Annotated in this window: 17 protein-coding genes; 7 read left to right on the top strand and 10 right to left on the bottom strand. The window is 57.1% G+C overall.

The window, feature by feature from the left end:
• Positions 1 to 68 precede the first annotated feature (68 nt).
• From panD to thpR, 9 genes are all read right to left on the bottom strand, one after another.
• Entirely contained in the window at positions 69 to 449 is a 381-nt protein-coding gene (panD, locus tag IM282_RS20255; RefSeq protein WP_022647084.1) for an aspartate 1-decarboxylase, read from the bottom strand.
• 31 nt (positions 450 to 480) lie between these two features.
• Positions 481 to 1,332: a pantoate--beta-alanine ligase gene (gene panC, locus IM282_RS20250; RefSeq protein WP_063148374.1), complete on the bottom strand. Its 852-nt coding sequence runs from the start codon at positions 1,330 to 1,332 to the stop codon at positions 481 to 483.
• An 11-nt stretch (positions 1,333 to 1,343) separates the two neighbouring features.
• Positions 1,344 to 2,135: a 3-methyl-2-oxobutanoate hydroxymethyltransferase gene (gene panB / locus IM282_RS20245; RefSeq protein ID WP_022647086.1), complete on the bottom strand. Its 792-nt coding sequence runs from the start codon at positions 2,133 to 2,135 to the stop codon at positions 1,344 to 1,346.
• 123 nt (positions 2,136 to 2,258) lie between these two features.
• A complete protein-coding gene (gene folK, locus IM282_RS20240; RefSeq protein ID WP_032625542.1) occupies positions 2,259 to 2,738 on the bottom strand; it encodes a 2-amino-4-hydroxy-6-hydroxymethyldihydropteridine diphosphokinase in 480 nt (159 codons plus the stop codon).
• Positions 2,735 to 4,132 (bottom strand): polynucleotide adenylyltransferase PcnB, encoded by a 1,398-nt coding sequence (gene pcnB, locus IM282_RS20235; protein WP_071892880.1) that lies wholly within the window; start codon positions 4,130 to 4,132, stop codon positions 2,735 to 2,737. Before pcnB ends, folK begins: the two co-directional genes overlap by 4 nt.
• Positions 4,133 to 4,174: 42 nt before the next feature.
• Positions 4,175 to 5,065, bottom strand: a complete 891-nt coding sequence (gene gluQRS, locus IM282_RS20230) for a tRNA glutamyl-Q(34) synthetase GluQRS (RefSeq protein ID WP_022647088.1) — start codon at positions 5,063 to 5,065, stop codon at positions 4,175 to 4,177.
• Positions 5,066 to 5,124: 59 nt separating this feature from the next.
• Positions 5,125 to 5,580, bottom strand: a complete 456-nt coding sequence (dksA, locus tag IM282_RS20225; protein WP_001155232.1) for an RNA polymerase-binding protein DksA — start codon at positions 5,578 to 5,580, stop codon at positions 5,125 to 5,127.
• Between the two features lie 176 nt (positions 5,581 to 5,756).
• Entirely contained in the window at positions 5,757 to 6,461 is a 705-nt protein-coding gene (gene sfsA, locus IM282_RS20220) for a DNA/RNA nuclease SfsA (protein WP_023299353.1), read from the bottom strand.
• Positions 6,451 to 7,005 (bottom strand): RNA 2',3'-cyclic phosphodiesterase, encoded by a 555-nt coding sequence (gene thpR / locus IM282_RS20215; protein ID WP_003856249.1) that lies wholly within the window; start codon positions 7,003 to 7,005, stop codon positions 6,451 to 6,453. Before thpR ends, sfsA begins: the two co-directional genes overlap by 11 nt.
• 73 nt (positions 7,006 to 7,078) lie before the next feature.
• On the opposite strand from thpR, the gene hrpB reads away from it, so the two are divergent.
• The 6 genes from hrpB (at position 7,079) to fhuB (ending at position 18,435) form a co-directional block, all read left to right on the top strand.
• Complete coding sequence (gene hrpB / locus IM282_RS20210) at positions 7,079 to 9,508, top strand: ATP-dependent helicase HrpB (RefSeq protein WP_069596248.1); 2,430 nt, start codon at positions 7,079 to 7,081, stop codon at positions 9,506 to 9,508.
• Positions 9,509 to 9,705: 197 nt separating this feature from the next.
• Positions 9,706 to 12,231, top strand: coding sequence for a bifunctional glycosyl transferase/transpeptidase (gene mrcB, locus IM282_RS20205; protein ID WP_023305460.1), 2,526 nt, complete (start codon positions 9,706 to 9,708; stop codon positions 12,229 to 12,231).
• 237 nt (positions 12,232 to 12,468) lie between these two features.
• The gene (gene fhuA / locus IM282_RS20200; RefSeq protein ID WP_192970764.1) at positions 12,469 to 14,718 is read left to right on the top strand and encodes a ferrichrome porin FhuA; all 2,250 of its coding nucleotides are present in this window, start codon (positions 12,469 to 12,471) and stop codon (positions 14,716 to 14,718) included.
• A 50-nt stretch (positions 14,719 to 14,768) separates the two neighbouring features.
• Complete coding sequence (gene fhuC / locus IM282_RS20195; RefSeq protein WP_022647093.1) at positions 14,769 to 15,566, top strand: Fe3+-hydroxamate ABC transporter ATP-binding protein FhuC; 798 nt, start codon at positions 14,769 to 14,771, stop codon at positions 15,564 to 15,566.
• Positions 15,566 to 16,456, top strand: coding sequence for a Fe(3+)-hydroxamate ABC transporter substrate-binding protein FhuD (fhuD, locus tag IM282_RS20190; RefSeq protein WP_126314617.1), 891 nt, complete (start codon positions 15,566 to 15,568; stop codon positions 16,454 to 16,456). The genes fhuC and fhuD overlap by 1 nt, the downstream gene beginning before the upstream one ends.
• Positions 16,453 to 18,435 (top strand): Fe(3+)-hydroxamate ABC transporter permease FhuB, encoded by a 1,983-nt coding sequence (fhuB, locus tag IM282_RS20185; RefSeq protein ID WP_192970763.1) that lies wholly within the window; start codon positions 16,453 to 16,455, stop codon positions 18,433 to 18,435. The genes fhuD and fhuB overlap by 4 nt, the downstream gene beginning before the upstream one ends.
• A gap of 94 nt (positions 18,436 to 18,529) precedes the next feature.
• Here the strand turns inward: fhuB and hemL are convergent, their stop codons facing one another.
• Positions 18,530 to 19,810, bottom strand: coding sequence for a glutamate-1-semialdehyde 2,1-aminomutase (gene hemL, locus IM282_RS20180; RefSeq protein WP_192970762.1), 1,281 nt, complete (start codon positions 19,808 to 19,810; stop codon positions 18,530 to 18,532).
• A 177-nt stretch (positions 19,811 to 19,987) separates the two neighbouring features.
• Here hemL and clcA point away from each other — a divergent pair, with 177 nt between their 5' ends.
• A complete protein-coding gene (gene clcA / locus IM282_RS20175) occupies positions 19,988 to 21,388 on the top strand; it encodes a H(+)/Cl(-) exchange transporter ClcA (RefSeq protein ID WP_192970761.1) in 1,401 nt (466 codons plus the stop codon).
• Positions 21,389 to 21,458: the final 70 nt, after the last annotated feature.

Genomic DNA, 21,458 nt, shown 5'->3' with positions numbered 1-21,458 from the left:
CTATTCATTTTAATTATGTATAAATTACCCAACCTATTTGTCGGGTAATTTATAACAGTACTATTGGCTTAGGCAACCTGAACCGGAATTGCCTTCGCAATACGTTTCATTTCATTATCGCCTTCAAAGTATGCCACTTTTGGCTGCCAGCGACGTGCCTCTTCGTCAGACATCATCACAAAGCTGGCAATAATGACGATATCACCCACGTCCGCGCAGTGCGCCGCTGCCCCATTAACGGAGATGATTTTAGACCCGCGTTCAGCGGCAATCGCGTACGTTGAAAAGCGTTTGCCGTTATTAACGTTCCAGATATCAATAGCTTCGTTTTCGAGAATACCCGCCGCGTCGAGAAAATCCTGGTCGATCGCGCAGGAGCCTTCATAGTGCAGGTCGGCCTGGGTGACTTTCACACGGTGAAGCTTACCTTGTAGCATTTTGCGAATCATTACGTTTACCTTTCACTTCCGGGTAGTAAAACTACGCCAGTTCAACCACTTTGTTGTCGATAAGGCGGGCCTGGCCGAGCCAAGCCGCCACCAGAATTACCGCACGTTTGCTGGTATCTGAGAGTTCCAGAAGCGTATCGGCATCCCGAATTTGAACGTCGTCAGCACGAAGACCTTTCTCGTTCAGCGCCTGTTCAGCCAGAGCGATGATTTCTTCTGCGGTTAATTCTTTTGCCAGCAGTTGCTCTGCCATGGTATTCATGACTTTGCTTAAGCCTGGCGCAATTTTACGCTGTTCCGCAGTCAGATAGCCGTTACGGGAGCTAAGCGCCAGGCCATCTTTCGCACGTACAATCGGCACGCCGACAATCTCTATGTCGTAGCCCATATCGGCAACCATTTTGCGGATCAGCGCCAGCTGCTGGAAATCTTTCTCGCCAAAGCAGGCGATGTCCGGCTGCACCAGGTTAAACAGCTTGCTGACGATGGTGGAAACGCCGCGGAAATGGCCCGGACGGCTGGCACCCTCCAGCATGGTCGAAATACCCGGTACGTCGACGTAGGTCGCTTCAGTGGTACCCTGAGGATAAACATCTGCGGGGGCCGGTGCGAAGACGATATCCGCATAACGTTTTTTGAGCTTCTCGCAATCTTCCTGCAAGGTACGTGGATAGCGCGCCAGATCGTCTTCGCGATCGAACTGCATCGGGTTAACGAAGATACTGACTACCACGATATCTGCACGGGCTCTCGCTTCATCGACCAGCTTCATATGGCCGTCGTGCAGATTGCCCATGGTCGGGACGAGGGCGATACGTTTACCTTCCTGACGTGCACGGCGGATATGCTGGCGCAGCAGCGGCAGAGTTTCTATGATTAGCACACCTGGACTCCTTAATGGAAACTGTGTTCTTCGCCCGGATAAACGCCGGACTCAACCTCGGCAATATACTGCCGCACAGCAGCACGCATGTCGCCTGCTTCTGTCAGGAAATTTTTAGCAAATTTTGGAATGTGACCGCCGGTGATCCCGAAGGCGTCGTGCATGACCAGAATCTGGCCATCGGTGACGTTGCCCGCGCCGATGCCGATCACCGGAATCGACAGCGCCTCAGTGATACGCTTAGCCAGCTCAACCGGCACACACTCCAGCACCAGCAGCTGTGCACCAGCGGCTTCCAGCGCCAGGGCATCATCAAACAGCGTCTGCGCCGCATCGCCACGCCCCTGAACTTTATAACCGCCAAAGATATTCACGGACTGCGGCGTCAGCCCTAAGTGCCCGCAAACTGGCACGGCCCGTTCGGTAAGCATTTTCACCGTATCGACCAGCCAGTCGCCGCCTTCGATTTTGACCATATTGGCGCCGGCGCGCATCACTGTTGCCGCATTTTCAAAGGCCTGTTCCGGGGTGGCATACGCCATAAACGGCAGATCGGAAAGTAGCAGGCAGGCGGGCGCACCCCGGCGCACGGCGCGGGTATGGTAAGCAATATCCTCGACCGTGACCGGCAGAGTAGAATCATGTCCTTGTACCGTCATCCCTAACGAGTCTCCGACCAGCATGACGTTGATCCCTTCTTCGGCAAACAGTTTTGCGAAGCTGTAGTCATACGCGGTGATAGTGGCGAAGCGTTTCTTTTCCTGTTTGCATTTCTGCAATAAGGAGATGGTAGTTGGTTTCATACTGTTTCCTGATGGCCCAAAAGCGGATCTTTGCGCATTCTAACAGTAACATTCGAGGGAACAATGATTTTAGGCAATCGATTAACCATATTTAACACATGGCTAATCGGGGGCGACACGGGATTACCAGCGGACCGGTTTTTCCGCGTTGAGGCTTTGCAGAACGGCGTTCAGCGAGGTGCCGTCAGGGAAGGTGAGATCGGGGGCGACTTCAAACAGTGGCCAGAGCATAAACGCACGGTTTTTCATGTCATAGTGCGGAACGGTGAGGCGCTCGGTGTTAATCACCTTGTGGCCGAAAAGCATAATATCGAGGTCGAGTGTGCGCGGTCCCCAGCGTTCGGCTTTACGTACGCGACCCTGCTGTAGCTCAATACGCTGGGTATTATCCAGCAGCGTTTCTGCGTCAAGGGCTGTTTCCAGCACCACGGCGGCGTTCAGATAATCAGGCTGATCCTGCGGGCCGAGCGGGGGCGTACGGTAAAAGGAGGAGACCGCCACGATACGGCTTTGCGGGATCTCCCCCAGCGCCTGAACGGCAGCGTTAACCTGCTCAAGCGGAGAGGCCAGATTGCTGCCGATGGCAATATACGCCAGGGTCATGCTGTGCCTTCACGACGCGGCGCGCGCTTGCGCGGGCGACGGTGACGACGGCGCGGTGCCGGCTCGTCATCCAGATCCGTGAGCATATCTTTTTGCTCCGGTGGTGCAGAGACCTGAAATTCTCCCCACCACTGCGCCAGGCGCTGTAGCTCCTGGTTTCTTTCGACTTCAGCACGCAGAGAGAGCAAATCGAACGCGGCGCGGAACTTAGGATGCTCCATCAGTTTCCAGGCACGTTTACCCTGACGGCGGGACATACGCAGCTGAAGCTGCCAGATATCACGCACCAGCGTGGTAATACGTTTCGGGATCGCCAGCGTGCGACAGCCTTCGTCCAGCACGTCGTTTGCCGCCAGCGCGAACGCATCATAATAGGCGAGGCCGCTCTCCTGGGTAATGCGCTGCGCCGTTTCCAGCAGCGGATACCAGAACATGGCCGCGAACAGGAACGCCGGATTCACGCGCATATCGTTATGAATACGGGTATCCGTGTTCTTCAGCACCTGTGCAATCATCCGCTCCATTGCGCTGTCACCGTTTTCGGTGAAGTAGCGGGTAATGGTCGGGAACAGCGGCTGGAACAGGTTGTATTCACGCAGCAAATTGTAGGTTTCAAACCCGTAGCCTGCCTGGAGCAGCTTTAACGACTCCTCAAACAGACGGGCAGGGGGGACGTCGTTAATCAGCGTCGCCAGGCGCGGGATCGGCTCTGCGGTTTCCGGGCTGATACGCATGTTTAGCTTGGCGGCGAAACGCACGGCGCGCAGCATCCGGACCGGATCTTCGCGATAGCGCGTTTCCGGCGTGCCGATCAGGCGAATCAGGCCGTCTTTCAGATCCTGCATACCGCCGACGTAATCGCGCACGGTAAAATCCGCCACGCTGTAGTAAAGGCTGTTGATGGTGAAATCGCGACGCTGAGCATCTTCTTCAATAGAGCCAAAGATGTTGTCGCGCAGCAGCATGCCGTTTTGGCCGCGCTGGGAAGTTGTGCGATCGTTGATGCCCGCTTCGTGGTGACCGCGGAAGGTCGCCACTTCAATAATTTCCGGCCCAAACATCACGTGCGCCAGACGGAAACGGCGGCCAACCAGACGGCAGTTGCGGAATAATTTACGCACCTGTTCAGGCGTGGCGCTGGTCGTCACGTCGAAATCTTTTGGTTTTTTGCCCAGCAGTAAATCGCGCACCCCGCCGCCGACGAGATAGGCCTCGTAGCCTGCTTTATTCAGACGATAGAGCACCTTGAGGGCATTTTCACTGATATCTTTGCGGGAAATATTGTGCTGCTCACGCGGAATGACCGACATGTGTGGCTGTGCAATAGCATCATTCGCCATGCTCTCTTCGCGGCTCAGCACTTTACGGCAAAAATTAGCGACTCGGGTAAAAATAGTACACCTCGTAGTGTGTTTTGTTATCAAAAAAGCGGCTAATCATAGCTCAGCGCAACGCATTTGAGAATGCTGGATTTTTGGCACGGCCATAAGCGTCCAGTCAGCAATGGCCGTTTTCAGCAATTCATCCAGACTCAGATCCTGCCATTCCTGCGTTACATTCTGGTTGAGAAATCGCAGCGCGTCGATCAATACCGGGCGCGGATCGCCGTCAGGCAGCGCCGGGGCATGATTCTGTTTTGACAGCTTACTCCCCTGTTCATTGACCGCCAGCGGCAGATGGATGTAATCCGGCACCGTCCAGCCAAACTGCTGGTAAAGCGATATTTGCCGCACGGTAGGCTCAACCAAATCCGCCCCACGCACGATTTCCGTGACGCCCTGGAAATGGTCATCGACAACCACCGCCAGGTTATAGGCAAACAAGCCATCACGACGGTGAATAATAAAATCTTCACGCGCCAGACGATCATCCGCCTGAATGGTTCCTGAGAGGACATCGGTAAACTGCGTCACCGGAGCGCGCTGTATCAGCCGTACGGCGGCATTCTCAGGGCCGTTGTGCCGCGTACGGCAGTGGCCGTCGTAAACGCCACCCACGCTCTGAATTCGCGCACGCGTGCAGGTGCAGTTATAGGAAAGGCCCTGTTCAGCAAGCCACGCCAGACGTTCACGGTAGGCATCATGGCGTTGAGACTGCCAGAGTACGTCGCCGTCCCAGTGAAGACCGTAATGTTCCAGCTGACGCAGAATAGTTTCTGCCGCACCGGGAACTTCACGCGGAGGATCGATATCTTCAATGCGAACCAGCCATTTACCCTGACGGGCGCGAGCCTGTAGGTAGCTGCCGAGCGCGGCAATTAATGAGCCGAAGTGTAATTCACCGGAGGGAGATGGCGCAAAGCGCCCGATATAGTGAGATTCAGACATATCAACGGTAACAAGGCGGGAGAAACTCCCGCCTTAGCAGAGTAGTGAGAGGGAAGGCGTTAGCCAGCCATCTGTTTTTCGCGGATTTCTGCCAGCGTTTTACAGTCGATGCACAGATCGGCTGTTGGACGCGCTTCCAGACGACGAATACCGATTTCAACACCGCAGGATTCGCAGTAGCCAAAATCTTCGTCCTCGACCTTTTTCAGCGTTTTCTCGATCTTTTTGATCAGTTTGCGCTCGCGGTCACGGTTACGCAGTTCGAGGCTGAACTCTTCTTCCTGAGCGGCACGGTCGACCGGATCCGGGAAGTTAGCAGCTTCATCCTGCATATGTGTAACGGTGCGATCGACTTCATCCCTGAGTTGATTACGCCATGCTTCAAGAATACGCTTGAAGTGCGACAGCTGGGCTTCGTTCATATACTCTTCGCCCGGCTTCTCTTGATACGGCTCCACCCCAGCGATGGCGAGAATACTCAGGGACGATGTTTTACGGTTTTGCCCTTCTTGCATGTTGCTTCTCCTTAACACGCACTATCGATCCCCGTGTTGGGGGAAAAATCAGGTCGCTATAAATAGCAGATGCTTTTCCGTATGGCAATTATCTAAACGTAACACTTGACAACCCTGTGAGGAAAAGCGTATTTGCGCACGCGGCCAGAACACTTATTAGTCAATCGTCTAATCCCTTATAGGACAATGGGAAGAGAGGATCTCAGAGTCATATTATCGGCAGAAAGTTCCGCTTTATAAGCGAAAATCTCTACCCCCTGCTTTTGTGCCTCATTCAACAATTGCGCGTATTTAGGATCAATATGACGGGCCGGGGAAAACCGTTCAATGGCTGAATGCAGAACCGCAAACAGCAACACGGCGCGCTTGCCCGCCGCCGCTACACTCATTAGCTCCCGCAGATGCTTCTGGCCACGTAGCGTTACCGCATCCGGAAAGAAGCCGTTTTCCTCTTCCGCTAACGTCACTGATTTCACTTCAATATAGCACTCAGGGCGGTCTTCCGCCTGTAACATAAAATCAATTCTGCTGCTTTCATCGCCATATTTCACTTCGCTTTTTTGCGTGCCGTAACCCACCAGTTCAGGAAGGATTCCATTTGTCAGGGCTTCCTTAACCAGCTGATTTGCGCGCAGGGTATTAACGCAAATAAATGCCCCGCTTTGCGTCTCGGTCATTTCCCAGGTATGAGGATATTTGCGTTTAGTATTTTCTGATGTGGAATACCAGACCGTGTCACCCGGTGTGGCGCAACCGGTCATGGCGCCGGTGTTAGGACAATGCAGCGTGAGCGTTTCGCCCTCAGGCGTGATCACGTCAGCGAGAAAGCGTTTGTAACGCTGGATCAGCGTGGCGGGCTGGAGTGCAGGGCTAAACTTCATCAGGATTCCTTAACGTATCGCCCAGCGTCCAGCGCTGGAGCGGAGTATAGCGGGTGCGTCCTTGTACAAAGGCAGATTCGTACAGCGCAAATTCATTCACCTGAAAGGACCAGTGGAAGCCCGGTGGCGGGATGGCAACAGCCTGACCCGCATCGCGCAGCAGGGTAATGTGGGGATGAAACGGCTGCGGGCTCTGATAACAGCCGCTGCGCGCGGCCTGTGCCCGCAGCATATTTGCGAGCTGGAGCAGTCCGCGAGGGGGCTGCCGCGTCCCCAGCCAGACCACCCGAGAGCGTAGCCATTGCCCGGCATCGTCAAGATGCAGCGTAAAACCCGGCTGAGAAATGCGTCCGGCCATTGCGCTTAACGCGCGCTGCTTTTCTGCGCTCACCTCGCCAAGAAAAGCTAACGTCAGGTGCATATTGGCGGCGACGACAGGGCGGCCCGCTTCCGCGGGGAAGTGGCTGGCGCGCCAGCGAACAATTTGCCGTTGAAGCGTGGTGGGTAATTCAATGGCGAAGAATAGCCGTTTTGACTCAGACATGCGCAAGACTCGGTAATGATATGCGCCGATGCTACAATGTACGCCGATTAATGTTAACCCTCTGGAGCCGTAAGTGTCCTCTTTGCCCGTCGCCGTCGTCCTTCCTGAGCTTCTCGCAGCCTTAGAACATGCGCCACAGGTTTTGCTCAGCGCGCCTACCGGAGCGGGTAAATCCACCTGGCTGCCCCTGCAAATTCTGCGCGAGGGGAGCATCAGCGGGAAAATTATCCTGCTGGAACCGCGCAGGCTGGCGGCGCGCAATGTGGCGCAGCGCCTGGCGGAACTGCTGAATGAAAAACCGGGCGAGACGGTAGGGTACCGGATGCGCGCCGAAACCTGCATTGGCCCGTCTACGCGGCTGGAGGTGGTCACTGAAGGCATTCTTACCCGTATGCTGCAAAACGATCCGGAGCTGAGCGGCGTCGGGCTGGTGATCCTTGATGAATTTCACGAGCGCAGCCTCCAGGCCGATCTGGCCCTTGCGCTGCTGCTCGACGTTCAGCAGGGGCTGCGCGACGACCTTCGGCTGCTGATTATGTCGGCGACGCTGGATAACGAGCGGCTCCGGCAGACGCTCCCTGACGCGCCGATGATCTCCTCTGAAGGGCGTGCGTTCCCGGTCGAGCGCCGCTTTCAGCCGCTGCCTGCCCATCAGCGTTTTGACGAAGCCGTTGCCATCGCCACCGCCGAATTGCTCCGTCAGGAACCCGGCTCGCTGCTGCTGTTTTTACCCGGCGTAGGCGAAATCCAGCGCGTACAGGAGCAGCTGGCATCCCGGGTGAGCAGTGACGTTATGCTGTGCCCGCTCTACGGCGCGCTGCATTTGGCTGACCAGCGCAAGGCGATCCTTCCCGCACCGGCGGGGCAGCGCAAAGTGGTACTGGCGACCAATATCGCCGAAACCAGTTTGACCATCGAAGGCATTCGCCTGGTGGTGGACAGTACGCAGGAGAGGGTGGCCAGTTTTGATCCGCGTACCGGGCTGACCAGGCTACTGACGCAGCGCATCAGCCAGGCCTCAATGGTGCAGCGCGCAGGCCGAGCAGGGCGTCTTGAGCCGGGTATTTGCCTGCATTTAACCAGCGCCGAGCAGGCGGAGCGTGCGGCATTGCAGAGTACGCCTGAGATTTTACAAAGCGATCTCTCCGGGCTGGTAATGGATCTGATGCAGTGGGGCTGCCCGGACCCTGACCAGCTCACCTGGCTTAATCCTCCGCCTGTTGTGAACCTTTCCGCCGCGCGCAGCCTGCTGACCCAGCTTGGCGCGCTGGAAGGCGAGCGACTGACGGCGCGCGGCCAGAAAATGGCGGCGCTGGGCAACGATCCGCGTCTGGCAGCGATGCTGGTGGCAGCACAAGGCGACGATGAAATTGCCACGGCGGCAAAACTGGCGGCTATTCTTGAGGAGCCGCCGCGCGGTGGCAGCAGCGATCTGGGACAGGCCTTTTCACGCCAGCAGGGAAACTGGCAACAGCGCGCGCAGCAGTTGTGTCACCGCCTGAAGAGCCGGGGAGGATCGCCCGACAGCGATAAAGTTATCCCTCTTCTGGCCCAGGCCTTCCCGGACAGGATCGCGCGCCGTCGCGGGCTGGATGGTCGTTATCAACTGGCAAATGGGATGGGCGCGATGCTGGACAGCGATGATGCTCTGACGCGTCATGAATGGCTGATCGCGCCGCTCTTACTCCAGGGTAGTCACTCCCCGGATGCGCGCATCTTGCAGGCGGTTGCCGTAGATATTGACGCCCTGACGCGTACCTGCCCGCAGCTGCTTCAGCAATCTGACATTGTCGAATGGGATGATGCCCAGGGCACGCTGAAGGCGTTCCGTCGTAGCCAGATTGGCAAACTGACGCTCGGGACAAAACCGCTGGCGAAGCCGTCGGAGGAAGAGTTACACCAGGCGATGCTGAACGGCATTCGGGAAAAAGGGCTGAGCGTATTGAACTGGACGCCTGAGGCTGAACAATATCGTATACGTCTGCACTGCGCCGCGAAGTGGCTGCCGGAACAGGGGTGGCCAGCGGTGGATGATGAGACGCTGCTCGCGACGCTTGAACAGTGGTTGTTGCCGCAGATGAGCGGCGTACACTCCCTGCGCGCCCTTAAGGCGCTTGATGTTAAGGCAGCGTTACAGAATTTACTGGACTGGTCGTTACGTCAACGTCTGGATAGTGAACTGCCTGGGCATTACACTGTGCCAACCGGGAGTCGGATTGCCATTCGTTATCATGAGGATAATCCGCCAGCGCTGGCGGTTCGGATGCAGGAGATGTTTGGTGAGGCCACCACGCCGTCCATCGCTGAAGGGCGCGTGCCGTTAGTGCTTGAGCTGCTTTCGCCTGCGCATCGTCCCTTGCAGATCACCCGCGATCTGGGTGCGTTCTGGGCGGGGAGCTATCGTGAAGTGCAGAAAGAGATGAAGGGGCGATATCCCAAACACGTCTGGCCGGACGATCCGGCGAATACCGCGCCGACACGGCGCACGAAGAAATATTCGTAATGGGGGAGTGCGGCCTGAAAGGTAAAGTGCGGCCTGATGCCCTCACCCCGGCCCTCTCCCACAGGGAGAGGGAGAAAACACTAAAGACTTTCCTGTCAGGAAAGTCTTGCTGTTTATTTTGAGAGATTTCTTCTTTCACTGACCTGTGCAAGATAAGAAAATCTGGCCTTTGCGCCTGAATGTTGCGGAGAAAAAGCATGGCGGGGAATGACCGCGAGCCAATAGGACGTAAGGGAAAGCCGACGCGTCCGGCGAAAGAAAAGGTAAGCCGTCGTCGCCTCAGAGATGAGGAGTATGACGATGACTATGAAGACGATTATGAGGATGAAGAACCGATGCCGCGTAAAGGGAAAGGCAAAGGGCGTAAGCCTCGTGGTAAGCGCGGCTGGTTCTGGCTGCTGCTGAAGCTGTTTATTGTTTTTGTTGTCCTGATCGCGATTTACGGCGTTTATCTGGATCAGAAGATCCGCAGCCGTATCGACGGGAAAGTCTGGCAATTGCCTGCGGCAGTGTACGGCCGCATGGTGAACCTTGAGCCGGACATGTCCATCAGCAAGAATGAGATGGTGAAGCTGCTGCAAGCCACGCAGTATCGTCAGGTCACGAAAATGACCCGTCCGGGTGAATTTACCGTCCAGGCGAAAAGCATTGAGATGATCCGCCGTCCGTTCGACTTCCCGGACAGTAAAGAGGGGCAGGTGCGCGCGCGTCTGACCTTTGACGGCGATCGCCTGGAAACCATTGAGAACATGGATAACGATCGCCAGTTCGGTTTCTTCCGTCTCGATCCACGTCTCATCACCATGCTGTCGTCCGCAAACGGCGAACAGCGCCTGTTCGTGGCGCGTAACGGCTTCCCGGATCTGCTGGTGGATACCCTGCTGGCAACCGAAGACCGCCACTTCTACGAGCACGACGGGATTAGCCTCTACTCCATTGGTCGTGCGGTACTGGCTAACCTGACTGCGGGGCGTACGGTGCAGGGGGCGAGTACCCTGACCCAGCAGCTGGTGAAAAACCTGTTCCTCTCCAGCGAGCGCTCTTACTGGCGTAAAGCCAACGAAGCGTACATGGCCGTGCTGATGGATGCGCGCTACAGCAAGGATCGTATTCTTGAGCTGTACATGAACGAGGTGTACCTCGGTCAGAGCGGCGATAACGAGATCCGCGGCTTCCCGCTGGCGAGCCTGTACTACTTTGGCCGTCCGGTAGAAGAGCTGAGCCTTGACCAGCAGGCGCTGCTGGTGGGCATGGTAAAAGGCGCGTCGATCTACAACCCGTGGCGTAACCCGAAACTGGCGCTGGAGCGTCGTAACCTGGTGCTGCGTCTGCTGCAACAACAGCAGGTGATTGACCAGGAGCTGTACGACATGCTGAGCGCGCGTCCGCTGGGCGTTCAGCCGCGCGGTGGGGTGATCTCTCCGCAGCCTGCCTTTATGCAGATGGTACGTCAGGAGCTGCAGTCTAAGCTCGGAGATAAAGTGAAAGATCTCTCCGGGGTGAAGATCTTCACCACCTTCGACTCCGTGGCGCAGGATGCGGCAGAAAAAGCGGCGGTTGAAGGTATTCCGGTTCTGAAGAAGCAGCGTAAGCTGAGCGATCTGGAAACCGCGATGGTGGTAGTTGATCGCAACACCGGCGAAGTTCGCGCCATGGTGGGCGGCGCCGAGCCGCAGTATGCGGGCTATAACCGCGCGATGCAGGCGCGTCGTTCGATTGGTTCTCTGGCAAAACCGGCAACCTACCTGACCGCGCTGAGCCAGCCGAATCTCTATCGACTGAACACCTGGATTGCCGATGCGCCAATCTCCCTGCGCCAGCCTAACGGCCAGGTGTGGTCTCCGCAGAACGATGATAAGCAGTTCAGCGGCCAGGTGATGCTGGTGGATGCGTTAACCCGCTCGATGAACGTGCCGACTGTTAACCTCGGCATGGCGCTGGGCCTCCCCGCCATCACCGACACCTGGCAGAAGCTGGGCGTACCGAAAGATCAGCTGCACCCTGTGCCAGCGATGATCCTGGGGGCGCTTAACCTGACGCCAATCGAAGTGGCCCAGGCGTTCCAGACCATCGCCAGCGGCGGTAACCGAGCGCCGCTTTCCGCCCTGCGTTCGGTGATTGCCGAAGATGGCTCCGTGCTGTATCAGAGCTTCCCGCAGGCGGAGCGCGCTGTTCCGGCGCAGGCGGCCTATATGACGCTGTGGACCATGCAGCAGGTGGTCCAGCGCGGTACCGGGCGTCAGCTGGGGGCGAAGTATCCTGGTCTGCATCTGGCAGGTAAAACCGGGACTACCAACAACAACGTCGATACCTGGTTCGCCGGTATTGATGGCCGTGAAGTGGTGATCACCTGGGTGGGCCGCGATAACAACCAGCCGACCAAACTGTATGGTGCGAGCGGCGCGATGTCGATTTACCAGCGCTATCTGGCCAATCAGTCTCCGGTGCCGCTGAACCTCGTTGCCCCGGAAGATATCGTCGATATGGGCGTGGACAGCTCGGGTAACTTCATCTGTGGCGGCGGCGTGCGTTCGCTGCCGGTCTGGACGACCAACCCGGATGCGCTGTGCCAGCAAAGCCAGCCAGAAGAACCGACAGGTAACCCGTTCGATCAGTCTTCTCAGCCTCAGCAGCCGCAGCAGCAACAGCCGCAGCAGCAGGAAGAGAAGAAAGACAGCGACGGCGTCGCCGGTTGGATCAAGGATATGTTCGGCGGCAACTAGCCCTTATGACACCCCCTTCCCTGGAAGGGGGTATTTTTTCACCTCAGCAACTCATTTCCTTAACCCTGTTTTCAATCCTTATTAACGACCCGTTTTCCGTTGATTATTTCTTAAACCCTCAATTCTTGTAGGGCCGCATATCGCTTGCTATGCCGTCAGCGTTTCGCATATTATTCTGCGGTCATAATAATAATTCTCGTTTACGTTATCATTCACCTTTTTCATCAGAGATCCATCATGGCGCTTTCCAATACTGCTCAGCCAATTAACACGTCGCTGCGTAAAATCGCAGCCGTCGTAGCCACAGCGGTTGCCGGCATGTCTGCTTATGCACAGGCCGCTGAAACCCCCAAGAAAGAAGAAACCATCACCGTGACTGCCGCACCGGCTGCACAGGAAAGTGCCTGGGGTCCTGCTGCGACTATCGCCGCTCGCCATTCTGCGACTGGAACCAAAACAGACACGCCAATTCAAAAGGTTCCACAGTCTATTTCTGTGGTAACTTCCGAAGAGATGGCGTTGCATCAGCCACGTTCCGTTAAAGAAGCTCTGAGCTATACCCCGGGCGTTGCGGTAGGCACCCGTGGTGCTTCTAATACTTACGACTACCTGGTTATTCGCGGTTTCGCGGCCGATGGTCAGAGCCAGAACAACTACCTCGACGGTATGAAGATGCAGGGCAACTTCTATAACGACGCGGTGATTGATCCTTATATGCTGGAGCGCGCTGAAATCATGCGCGGTCCGGTTTCCGTTCTGTACGGAAAAAGCAGCCCTGGTGGCCTGCTGAACATGGTGAGTAAGCGTCCAACAACAGAGCCGCTGAAAGAGATCCAGTTTAAAGCTGGTACTGACAGCCTGTTCCAGACCGGCTTTGACTTCAGCGATGCCATCGACGATGACGGCGTTTACTCCTACCGCCTGACGGGGGTTGCGCGTTCTAACAACGCACAGCAGGAAAATAAAGGCGAGCAGCGTTATGCCATCGCGCCATCTTTCTCCTGGCGTCCGGATGATAAAACGACTTTCACTTTCCTTTCCTACTTCCAGAACGAGCCTGAAACAGGCTATTACGGCTGGCTGCCAAAAGAGGGAACGGTCGATCCGCTGCCAAACGGTGATCGTCTGTCGACGGACTTCAACGAAGGTGCGAAGAACAATACCTATTCCCGTAACCAGAAAATGGTTGGGTATAGCTTCGACCACAAATTTAACGACACCTTTACCGTGCGTCAGAACCTGCGTTTTGCCGAGAATAAAACCTCGCAAAACAGCGTTTACGGCTACGGTGTATGTACCGATCCGGCAAATAGCGGCAGCAAACAGTGTGCTGCGTTAGCTCCTGCCGATAAAGGTCATTATCTGGCACGTAAATATGTTGTTGATAATGAAAAACTGCAAAACTTCACCGTTGATACTCAGTTGCAGAGCAAATTTGCGACCGGGCAGGTAGACCATATCCTGCTGACTGGTGTTGACTTTATGCGTATGCGCAATGATATCAACTCCTGGTTTGGCTATGACGACTCGGTACCGTTGCTGGATCTCTACAATCCGGTAAGCAGCGATTTCGATTTTGGCTCAAAAGATCCTGCAACCTCCGGTGCATATCAGATCCTCAACCGTCAGAAACAGACCGGTTTGTATGTTCAGGATCAGGCGCAGTGGGATAAAGTACTGGTTACTCTAGGCGGCCGTTACGACTGGGCCGATCAGGAGTCCTACAACCGTGTATTGAATACCACCTCCAAACGTGATGATACCCAGTTTACCTGGCGTGGCGGCGTTAACTATCTGTTCGATAACGGCGTAACCCCTTACTTCAGCTACAGCGAATCCTTTGAACCGGCTTCACAGACCGATGCTCAGGGTAAACTGTTCTCACCGTCTAAAGGCAAGCAGTACGAAGCGGGCGTGAAATACGTGCCGAACGATCGTCCGATCGTGATCACCGGTGCAGTGTATCAGCTGACCAAAACCAACAACCTGATGGCTGACCCGGCGGGCTCATTCTTCTCCGTTGAAGGCGGTGAGATCCGCGCCCGTGGCGTAGAGCTGGAAGCGAAAGCGGCGCTCTCTGCAAGCGTTAACGTTGTAGGTTCTTATACCTATACCGATGCTGAATACACCACCGACACTAACTACAAAGGCAACACACCGGCGCAGGTGCCAAAACATATGGCATCCGTGTGGGGTGATTACACGATGTTTGATGGCCCGCTGTCTGGCCTGACGCTGGGTACTGGTGTGCGTTACACCAGCTCCAGCAAAGGTGACCCGGCGAATAGCTTCACTGTTGGAAGCTATACGCTGGTTGATGCACTGGTCAGATACGATCTGGCGCGTGTAGGCATGGCCGGCTCAAACGTCGCGCTTCACGTGAACAACCTGTTCGATCGTGAGTACGTTGCAAGCTGCTTCAACACCTACGGTTGCTTCTGGGGTGCTGAACGCCAGGTTGTTGCCACGGCGACCTTCCGCTTCTAACCTCTTTATGGGCACGGTTCGCCGTGCCCTTTTTATTTAAGTTGGCTGACATGCAGGATACTAAAACGCAATCCGACTCCACCTTCACGCTCAACAATCTCTCCTTTCGCGTACCCGGGCGCACCTTGCTGCATCCGCTCTCTTTGACGTTTCCCGCAGGTAAAGTGACCGGTTTAATCGGGCACAATGGTTCCGGTAAATCGACGCTGCTGAAGATGCTGGGCCGTCATCAGCCGCCGTCCGAGGGCGACATTCTGCTGGATGACCAGCCGCTGGCGAGCTGGAGCAGTAAGGCCTTTGCCCGCAAGGTGGCCTATCTGCCGCAGCAGTTGCCGCAGGCGGAGGGGATGACGGTGCGCGAGCTGGTGGCGATTGGACGTTATCCGTGGCACGGTGCGCTCGGGCGTTTTGGCGTTGCTGACAGAGAGAAAGTGGAAGAGGCGATCGCGCTGGTTGGGTTAAAACCGCTGGCGCACCGTCTGGTGGATAGCCTGTCCGGTGGCGAGCGTCAGCGCGCATGGATCGCGATGCTGGTAGCGCAGGACAGCCGCTGCCTGCTGCTCGACGAACCCACTTCAGCGCTGGATATTGCTCATCAGGTTGACGTCCTGGCGCTGGTGCATCGCTTAAGCCAGCAGCGCGGCCTGACGGTGATTGCCGTTCTGCATGATATCAACATGGCGGCACGCTACTGCGACTATCTGGTAGCGCTGCGCGGCGGTGAAATGATCGCTCAGGGTACGCCTGCCGAACTGATGCGCAGCGAAACGCTGGAACATATCTACGGTATTCCTATGGGCATTCTGCCTCACCCGGCCGGGGCTGCACCCGTGAGCTTTGTCTACTGATGCTGGATCCAACATTAATTAGCCGCCGTCGCCTGCTGACGGCCATGGCACTCTCACCGCTGCTGTTAAAGATGGGCCCGGCCCGCGCTGCCGCAGTCGATCCGCACCGCATCGTGGCGCTGGAGTGGTTGCCCGTCGAACTGATGATGGCGCTGGGCGTGACGCCTTACGGCGTGGCCGATATTCCCAACTACACCCTGTGGGTGAATGAGCCAAAACTGCCGGACTCCGTCATCGACATCGGTCTGCGTACGGAGCCGAACCTTGAGCTTCTCACCCAGATGAAACCGTCTTATTTATTCTGGTCTGCGGGGTATGGCCCGTCGGAAGAGATCATGGCGAAGATTGCGCCCGGACGGGGCTTTTCCTTTAGCGACGGTAAAAAGCCGCTGACCATGGCAAAAAATTCCATCCACGAGATGGCGCAGTTCCTCAACCGTGAGGCTGAGGCGAAAAAACATCTCAATGAATTTGATGCGCTGATTGATTCCCTTAAGCCGCGCTTTGCCCACCGTGGCGATCGGCCTTTGCTGATGGTGACCCTGCTGGATGCCCGCCATATGCTGGTCTTTGGAAATAACTGTCTGTTCCAGGAAGTACTCGACAGCTTTGGCATTCGCAATGCCTGGGAAGGCGAGATGACGTTCTGGGGCAGTACCGCCGTGGGGATTGACCGTCTGGCGGCGTTTCGTGATGTGGACGTGCTGTGCTTTGACCACGGCAATGAGCGCGAAATGCAAACCCTGATGGCGACTCCGCTCTGGCAGGCAATGCCGTTTGTCCGCGAGCAGCGCTTCCTGCGCGCGCCAGCGGTATGGTTCTACGGCGCGACGCTGTCGGCCATGCATTTTGCCCGCGTGCTGGACAATGCACTGGGAGGCAAAGCATGAGCACGCGTATGGCCCGTTTCCCGATGTTACTGTTAGCGCTCATTTTTCTGGCTGCCCTGGCATTAACCGGCTTTAACCTGACCACGGCGTTACCGCGCGATCAGTGGGCAGCCGCGTTTGCCGCACCGGATATCGACAATATTCAGCAAATGCTGTTCCACTACAGCCTGCTGCCGCGTCTGGCTATCTCCCTGCTGGTCGGGGCGGGACTGGGACTGGTGGGCGTACTGTTTCAGCAGGTGCTACGTAACCCGCTGGCGGAGCCAACCACGCTGGGCGTGGCGACGGGGGCTCAGCTGGGGATCACCATCACCACGCTCTGGACCCTGCCGGGAGTGTTAACCTCGCAGTTTGCCGCGCTGGCAGGCGCATGTGTGGTCGGTGCGCTGGTCTTTGGCGTAGCCTGGGGAAAACGTCTCTCGCCGGTCACGCTGATCCTCGCGGGGCTGGTCGTCAGCCTCTACTGTGGGGCGATCAACCAGCTGCTGGTGCTGTTTCACCACGATCAGCTGCAAAGCATGTTTATGTGGAGTACCGGCACGCTCACCCAGACCGACTGGAGTATCGTCCAGCGCCTGTGGCCGCAGCTGTTTGGCGGCGTGGTGCTGACGCTGCTGCTGCTGCGTCCGCTCACGTTGATGGGCCTCGATGACGGCGTGGCGCGCAATCTCGGGCTGGCGCTGTCGCTGGCCCGTCTGGCGGCCCTGACCCTGGCGATTGTGCTGAGCGCGTTACTGGTTAACGCCGTCGGCATCATCGGTTTTATCGGCCTGTTTGCGCCATTGCTGGCAAAAATGCTCGGCGCGCGCCGTCTGCTGGCGCGTCTGATGCTGGCGCCGCTGATTGGTGCGCTGATACTCTGGCTTTCCGATCAGCTCATTCTCTGGCTGGCGCGCGTCTGGATGGAAGTTTCCACGGGCTCGGTGACGGCCCTGATCGGCGCGCCGCTGCTGCTGTGGCTGCTGCCGCGCCTGCGCAGCATTAGCGCTCCGGCGATGGATGCCGGCGATAAAGTGCATGCCGAGCGTCAGTCGGTGGTGTGGTTCAGCCTTGCCGGGCTGGCAGTGCTGGTTATCGCCTCGTTTGCCGCACTCTCGCTGGGACGCGACGCCACGGGCTGGCACTGGGCAACGGGGGATTTGCTGCATGAACTCATGCAGTGGCGCTGGCCGCGGATTTTCTCCGCGCTGATTGCGGGCGTCATGCTGGCGGTGGCGGGCTGTATTATCCAGCGTCTCACCGGCAACCCGATGGCAAGCCCGGAAGTTTTAGGGATCAGCTCCGGGGCCGCGTTTGGCGTAGTGTTGATGTTGTTCCTCGTACCGGGAAATGCGTTCGGCTGGCTGATGCCTGCCGGGAGTATCGGTGCGGCAGTCACGCTGATGATTATCCTGATCGCCTCCGGGCGAGGTGGTTTCTCACCTCACCGCATGCTGCTGGCCGGGATGGCGCTCAGCACCGCGTTTACTATGCTGCTGATGATGTTGCAGGCGAGCGGCGATCCGCGCATGGCGCAGATCCTGACATGGATTTCCGGTTCAACATACAACGCCACCGGCAGTCAGGTGGTGCATACCGGGATTGTGATGATCGTGCTGCTGGCGATTGTGCCGCTGTGCCGCCGCTGGATGACCATTCTGCCGCTGGGTGGGGATACCGCCCGCGCGGTCGGGGTGGCGCTGACGCCAACGCGCATTGCGCTGTTGCTGCTGGCCGCGTGCCTGACGGCGACGGCCACCATGACTATCGGCCCGCTCAGTTTTGTCGGATTAATGGCGCCGCATATCGCCCGTATGATGGGTTTCCGCAGGACTTTGCCGCATATCGTGATCTCTGCGCTGACGGGCGGGGCGATCCTGGTCTTTGCTGACTGGTGCGGAAGGATGGTGCTGTTCCCGTATCAGATCCCGGCGGGCCTCCTGTCGACCTTTATCGGCGCGCCTTACTTTATTTATCTGTTGAGAAAGCAGAGTCGGTAATAAAAGTAAACGGCAATCCTTAGATTGCCGTTTTAGTGTTTGCTCCCTCTCCCTGTGGGCTGAGGGTTGGGGTGAGGGCATCAAGCCGCACATTTTACAGCTTCGCAAATACCTTACGCGCTGCGTCGATGGTGTTATTGATATCTTCTTCGCTGTGCGCCACGGACATAAAGCCCGCTTCAAACGCTGACGGGGCAAGATACACGCCTTCTCCCAGCATCAGGTGGAAGAAGCGTTTGAAGCGTTCCACGTCGCATTTCACCACGTCCTGATAGCAGGTCACGGTTTTCGCATCGGTGAAGAAAATCCCGAACATCCCGCCCACGTGGTTCACCACCAGTGGAATACCCGCATCTTCTGCGGCTTCCAGCAAACCGTTTGCCAGTTGCGTCGTCCGGTCCGTCAAGGTTTCGTGGATACCCGGCTGCGCCACTTCGGTCAGACAGGCAAAGCCCGCCGCCATCGCAATCGGGTTACCGGAGAGCGTACCCGCCTGGTAAACCGGACCGGTTGGCGCCAGCGCGTCCATGACGTCCTTACGTCCACCGAACGCGCCGACAGGCATGCCGCCGCCAATGATTTTGCCGAGGCAGGTCAGATCCGGCTCCACGCCATAATAAGACTGGGCACCCGCCAGCGCCACGCGGAAGCCGGTCATCACTTCGTCGATGATCAGCAGCGCGCCGAACTCATCGCACAGGGCGCGCAGGCCCGGCAGGAAGTCAGGCTGCGGTGGGATACAGTTCATGTTGCCCGCAACTGGCTCAACGATGATGCAGGCGATCTCCTGCGGATACTGCTCGAACGCGGCGCGAACGGTGTTCAGATCGTTATAGGTGCAGGTCAACGTGTGTTTCGCGAAATCAGCCGGCACCCCCGGAGAGTTTGGCTGGCCGAGGGTCAGCGCGCCGGAACCGGCTTTCACCAGCAGACAGTCTGCATGGCCGTGATAACAACCTTCGAACTTGATGATCTTGTCACGGCCGGTAAAACCGCGCGCCAGACGGATAGCGCTCATGGTCGCTTCGGTACCGGAGTTCACCATACGCACCATGTCCATCGTTGGCACCAGCTCGGTGACCAGTTCTGCCATTTTGACTTCCATCTCGGTTGGCGCGCCGAAGCTCAGGCCGCGCTGAGCGGCTTCAATCACCGCATTGCGGATCGCCGGGTGGTTGTGGCCCAGTACCATCGGGCCCCAGGAGCCGACGTAATCGACATAGGCTTTACCATCCACATCATACAGATATGCGCCATCCGCCCGTTCGATAAACAGCGGGGTGCCACCCACGCCGGTAAAGGCGCGCACGGGTGAGTTCACGCCGCCTGGGATTAGCTCGCGGGCTGCGCTGTAGAGGTTTTCAGACTTGCTCATGGCGTCGTTCCTGGTTCGTAGAAATGAGTTAAGGCAACTATTCTAAGTGATTCGGAAGAGGTTATAAAATTTTTGCCCCATAGAAGGCTTAACAATTGTTAAGTATTTTTCAGGGGACGAGGGGATTGTCTCTGGTAGAATCCCTGCGGCCTTTTGTATGACGAAACAGAACAGGTAATGAACGAGAACACGCCTTCTTTTGAACAACAACAGTTTACGCGCGCGAAGCACCGGGTCAGTATCCGGCGGCTGCTCAACCGTGACAAAACCCCGTTAGCCATTCTGGTGGCAGCCGCCGTTGTGGGCACGCTGGCCGGGCTGGTAGGCGTCGCGTTTGAGAAAGCCGTCAATGCGGTGCTCAACTGGCGTATAGGTACCGTCGCCAGCTTCGCGGATCGTGAATGGCTGGTCTGGGTGTGGGCCTTTGGCCTTTCGGCCCTGTTTGCCATGGTGGGCTATTTTCTGGTGCGTAAATTCGCACCTGAAGCAGGCGGCTCGGGGATCCCTGAAATTGAGGGGGCGCTGGAAGAGCTACGCCCGGTTCGCTGGTGGCGCGTGCTTCCTGTGAAATTTATCGGCGGGATGGGAACGCTCGGAGCGGGCATGGTGCTCGGTCGGGAAGGACCAACGGTACAGCTGGGCGGTAACGTCGGGCGCATGGTCGGCGATCTGTTCCGTATGCGCAGCGCCGAAGCGCGCCATACGCTGCTGGCGACGGGGGCGGCGGCCGGGCTGTCTGCCGCGTTTAACGCGCCGCTGGCGGGTATCCTGTTTATCATTGAAGAGATGCGCGCCCAGTTCCGCTACAACCTGATCTCCATTAAAGCGGTGTTTACCGGCGTGATTATGTCGAGCATTGTCTTTCGCGTCTTTAACGGCGAAGGGGCGGTGATTGAAGTTGGCAAGCTAACCAATGCGCCGGTCAATACTTTGTGGCTGTATCTGATTCTTGGGATGATTTTTGGCGTCGTTGGCCCGCTTTTTAACGCCCTGATTTTACGGGCTCAGGATATGTTTCAGCGCATCCATGGCGGAAATACCACGAAATGGGTGCTGGTGGGGGGCCTGCTTGGTGGCGTGTGCGGGATCCTCGGTTTTATCGAACCGAATGCGGCGGGCGGCGGTTTCGGTCTGATTCCCATTGCCGCGGCGGGGAATTTCAGCGTAGGCCTGCTGCTGTTTATGTTTATTTCACGCGTCATCACCACGGTATTGTGCTTCTCCTCTGGTGCCCCGGGCGGCATTTTCGCCCCGATGCTGGCGCTGGGGACGCTGCTGGGTACGGCGTTCGGGATGGCGGCGGCGGCAGGCTTCCCGGCCTACCATCTGGATGCGGGGGCGTTTGCGGTTGCGGGAATGGGGGCGCTGCTGGCGGCCTCCCTGCGTGCGCCGCTGACCGGGATCGTGCTGGTGCTGGAAATGACCGACAATTACCAGCTCATTTTGCCAATGATCATTACCTGCCTCGGCGCGACACTATTAGCCCAATTCCTGGGTGGAAAACCGCTATACTCCACCATTCTTGCCCGTACCCTGGCGAAACAGGAAGCTGAACAGGCCCTGAAGCAGAATACTTGAATGAATTACCAGGGTATTAGATAATGACAAAAAGAATTGGGTGATTTTTACCCAATAGCAGTCGCAGTAT

Source organism: Enterobacter cloacae complex sp. P29RS (genome assembly GCF_014893445.1).
Lineage (GTDB): Bacteria > Pseudomonadota > Gammaproteobacteria > Enterobacterales > Enterobacteriaceae > Enterobacter > Enterobacter intestinihominis.
This window is presented reverse-complemented; position numbering and strand designations above follow the sequence as displayed.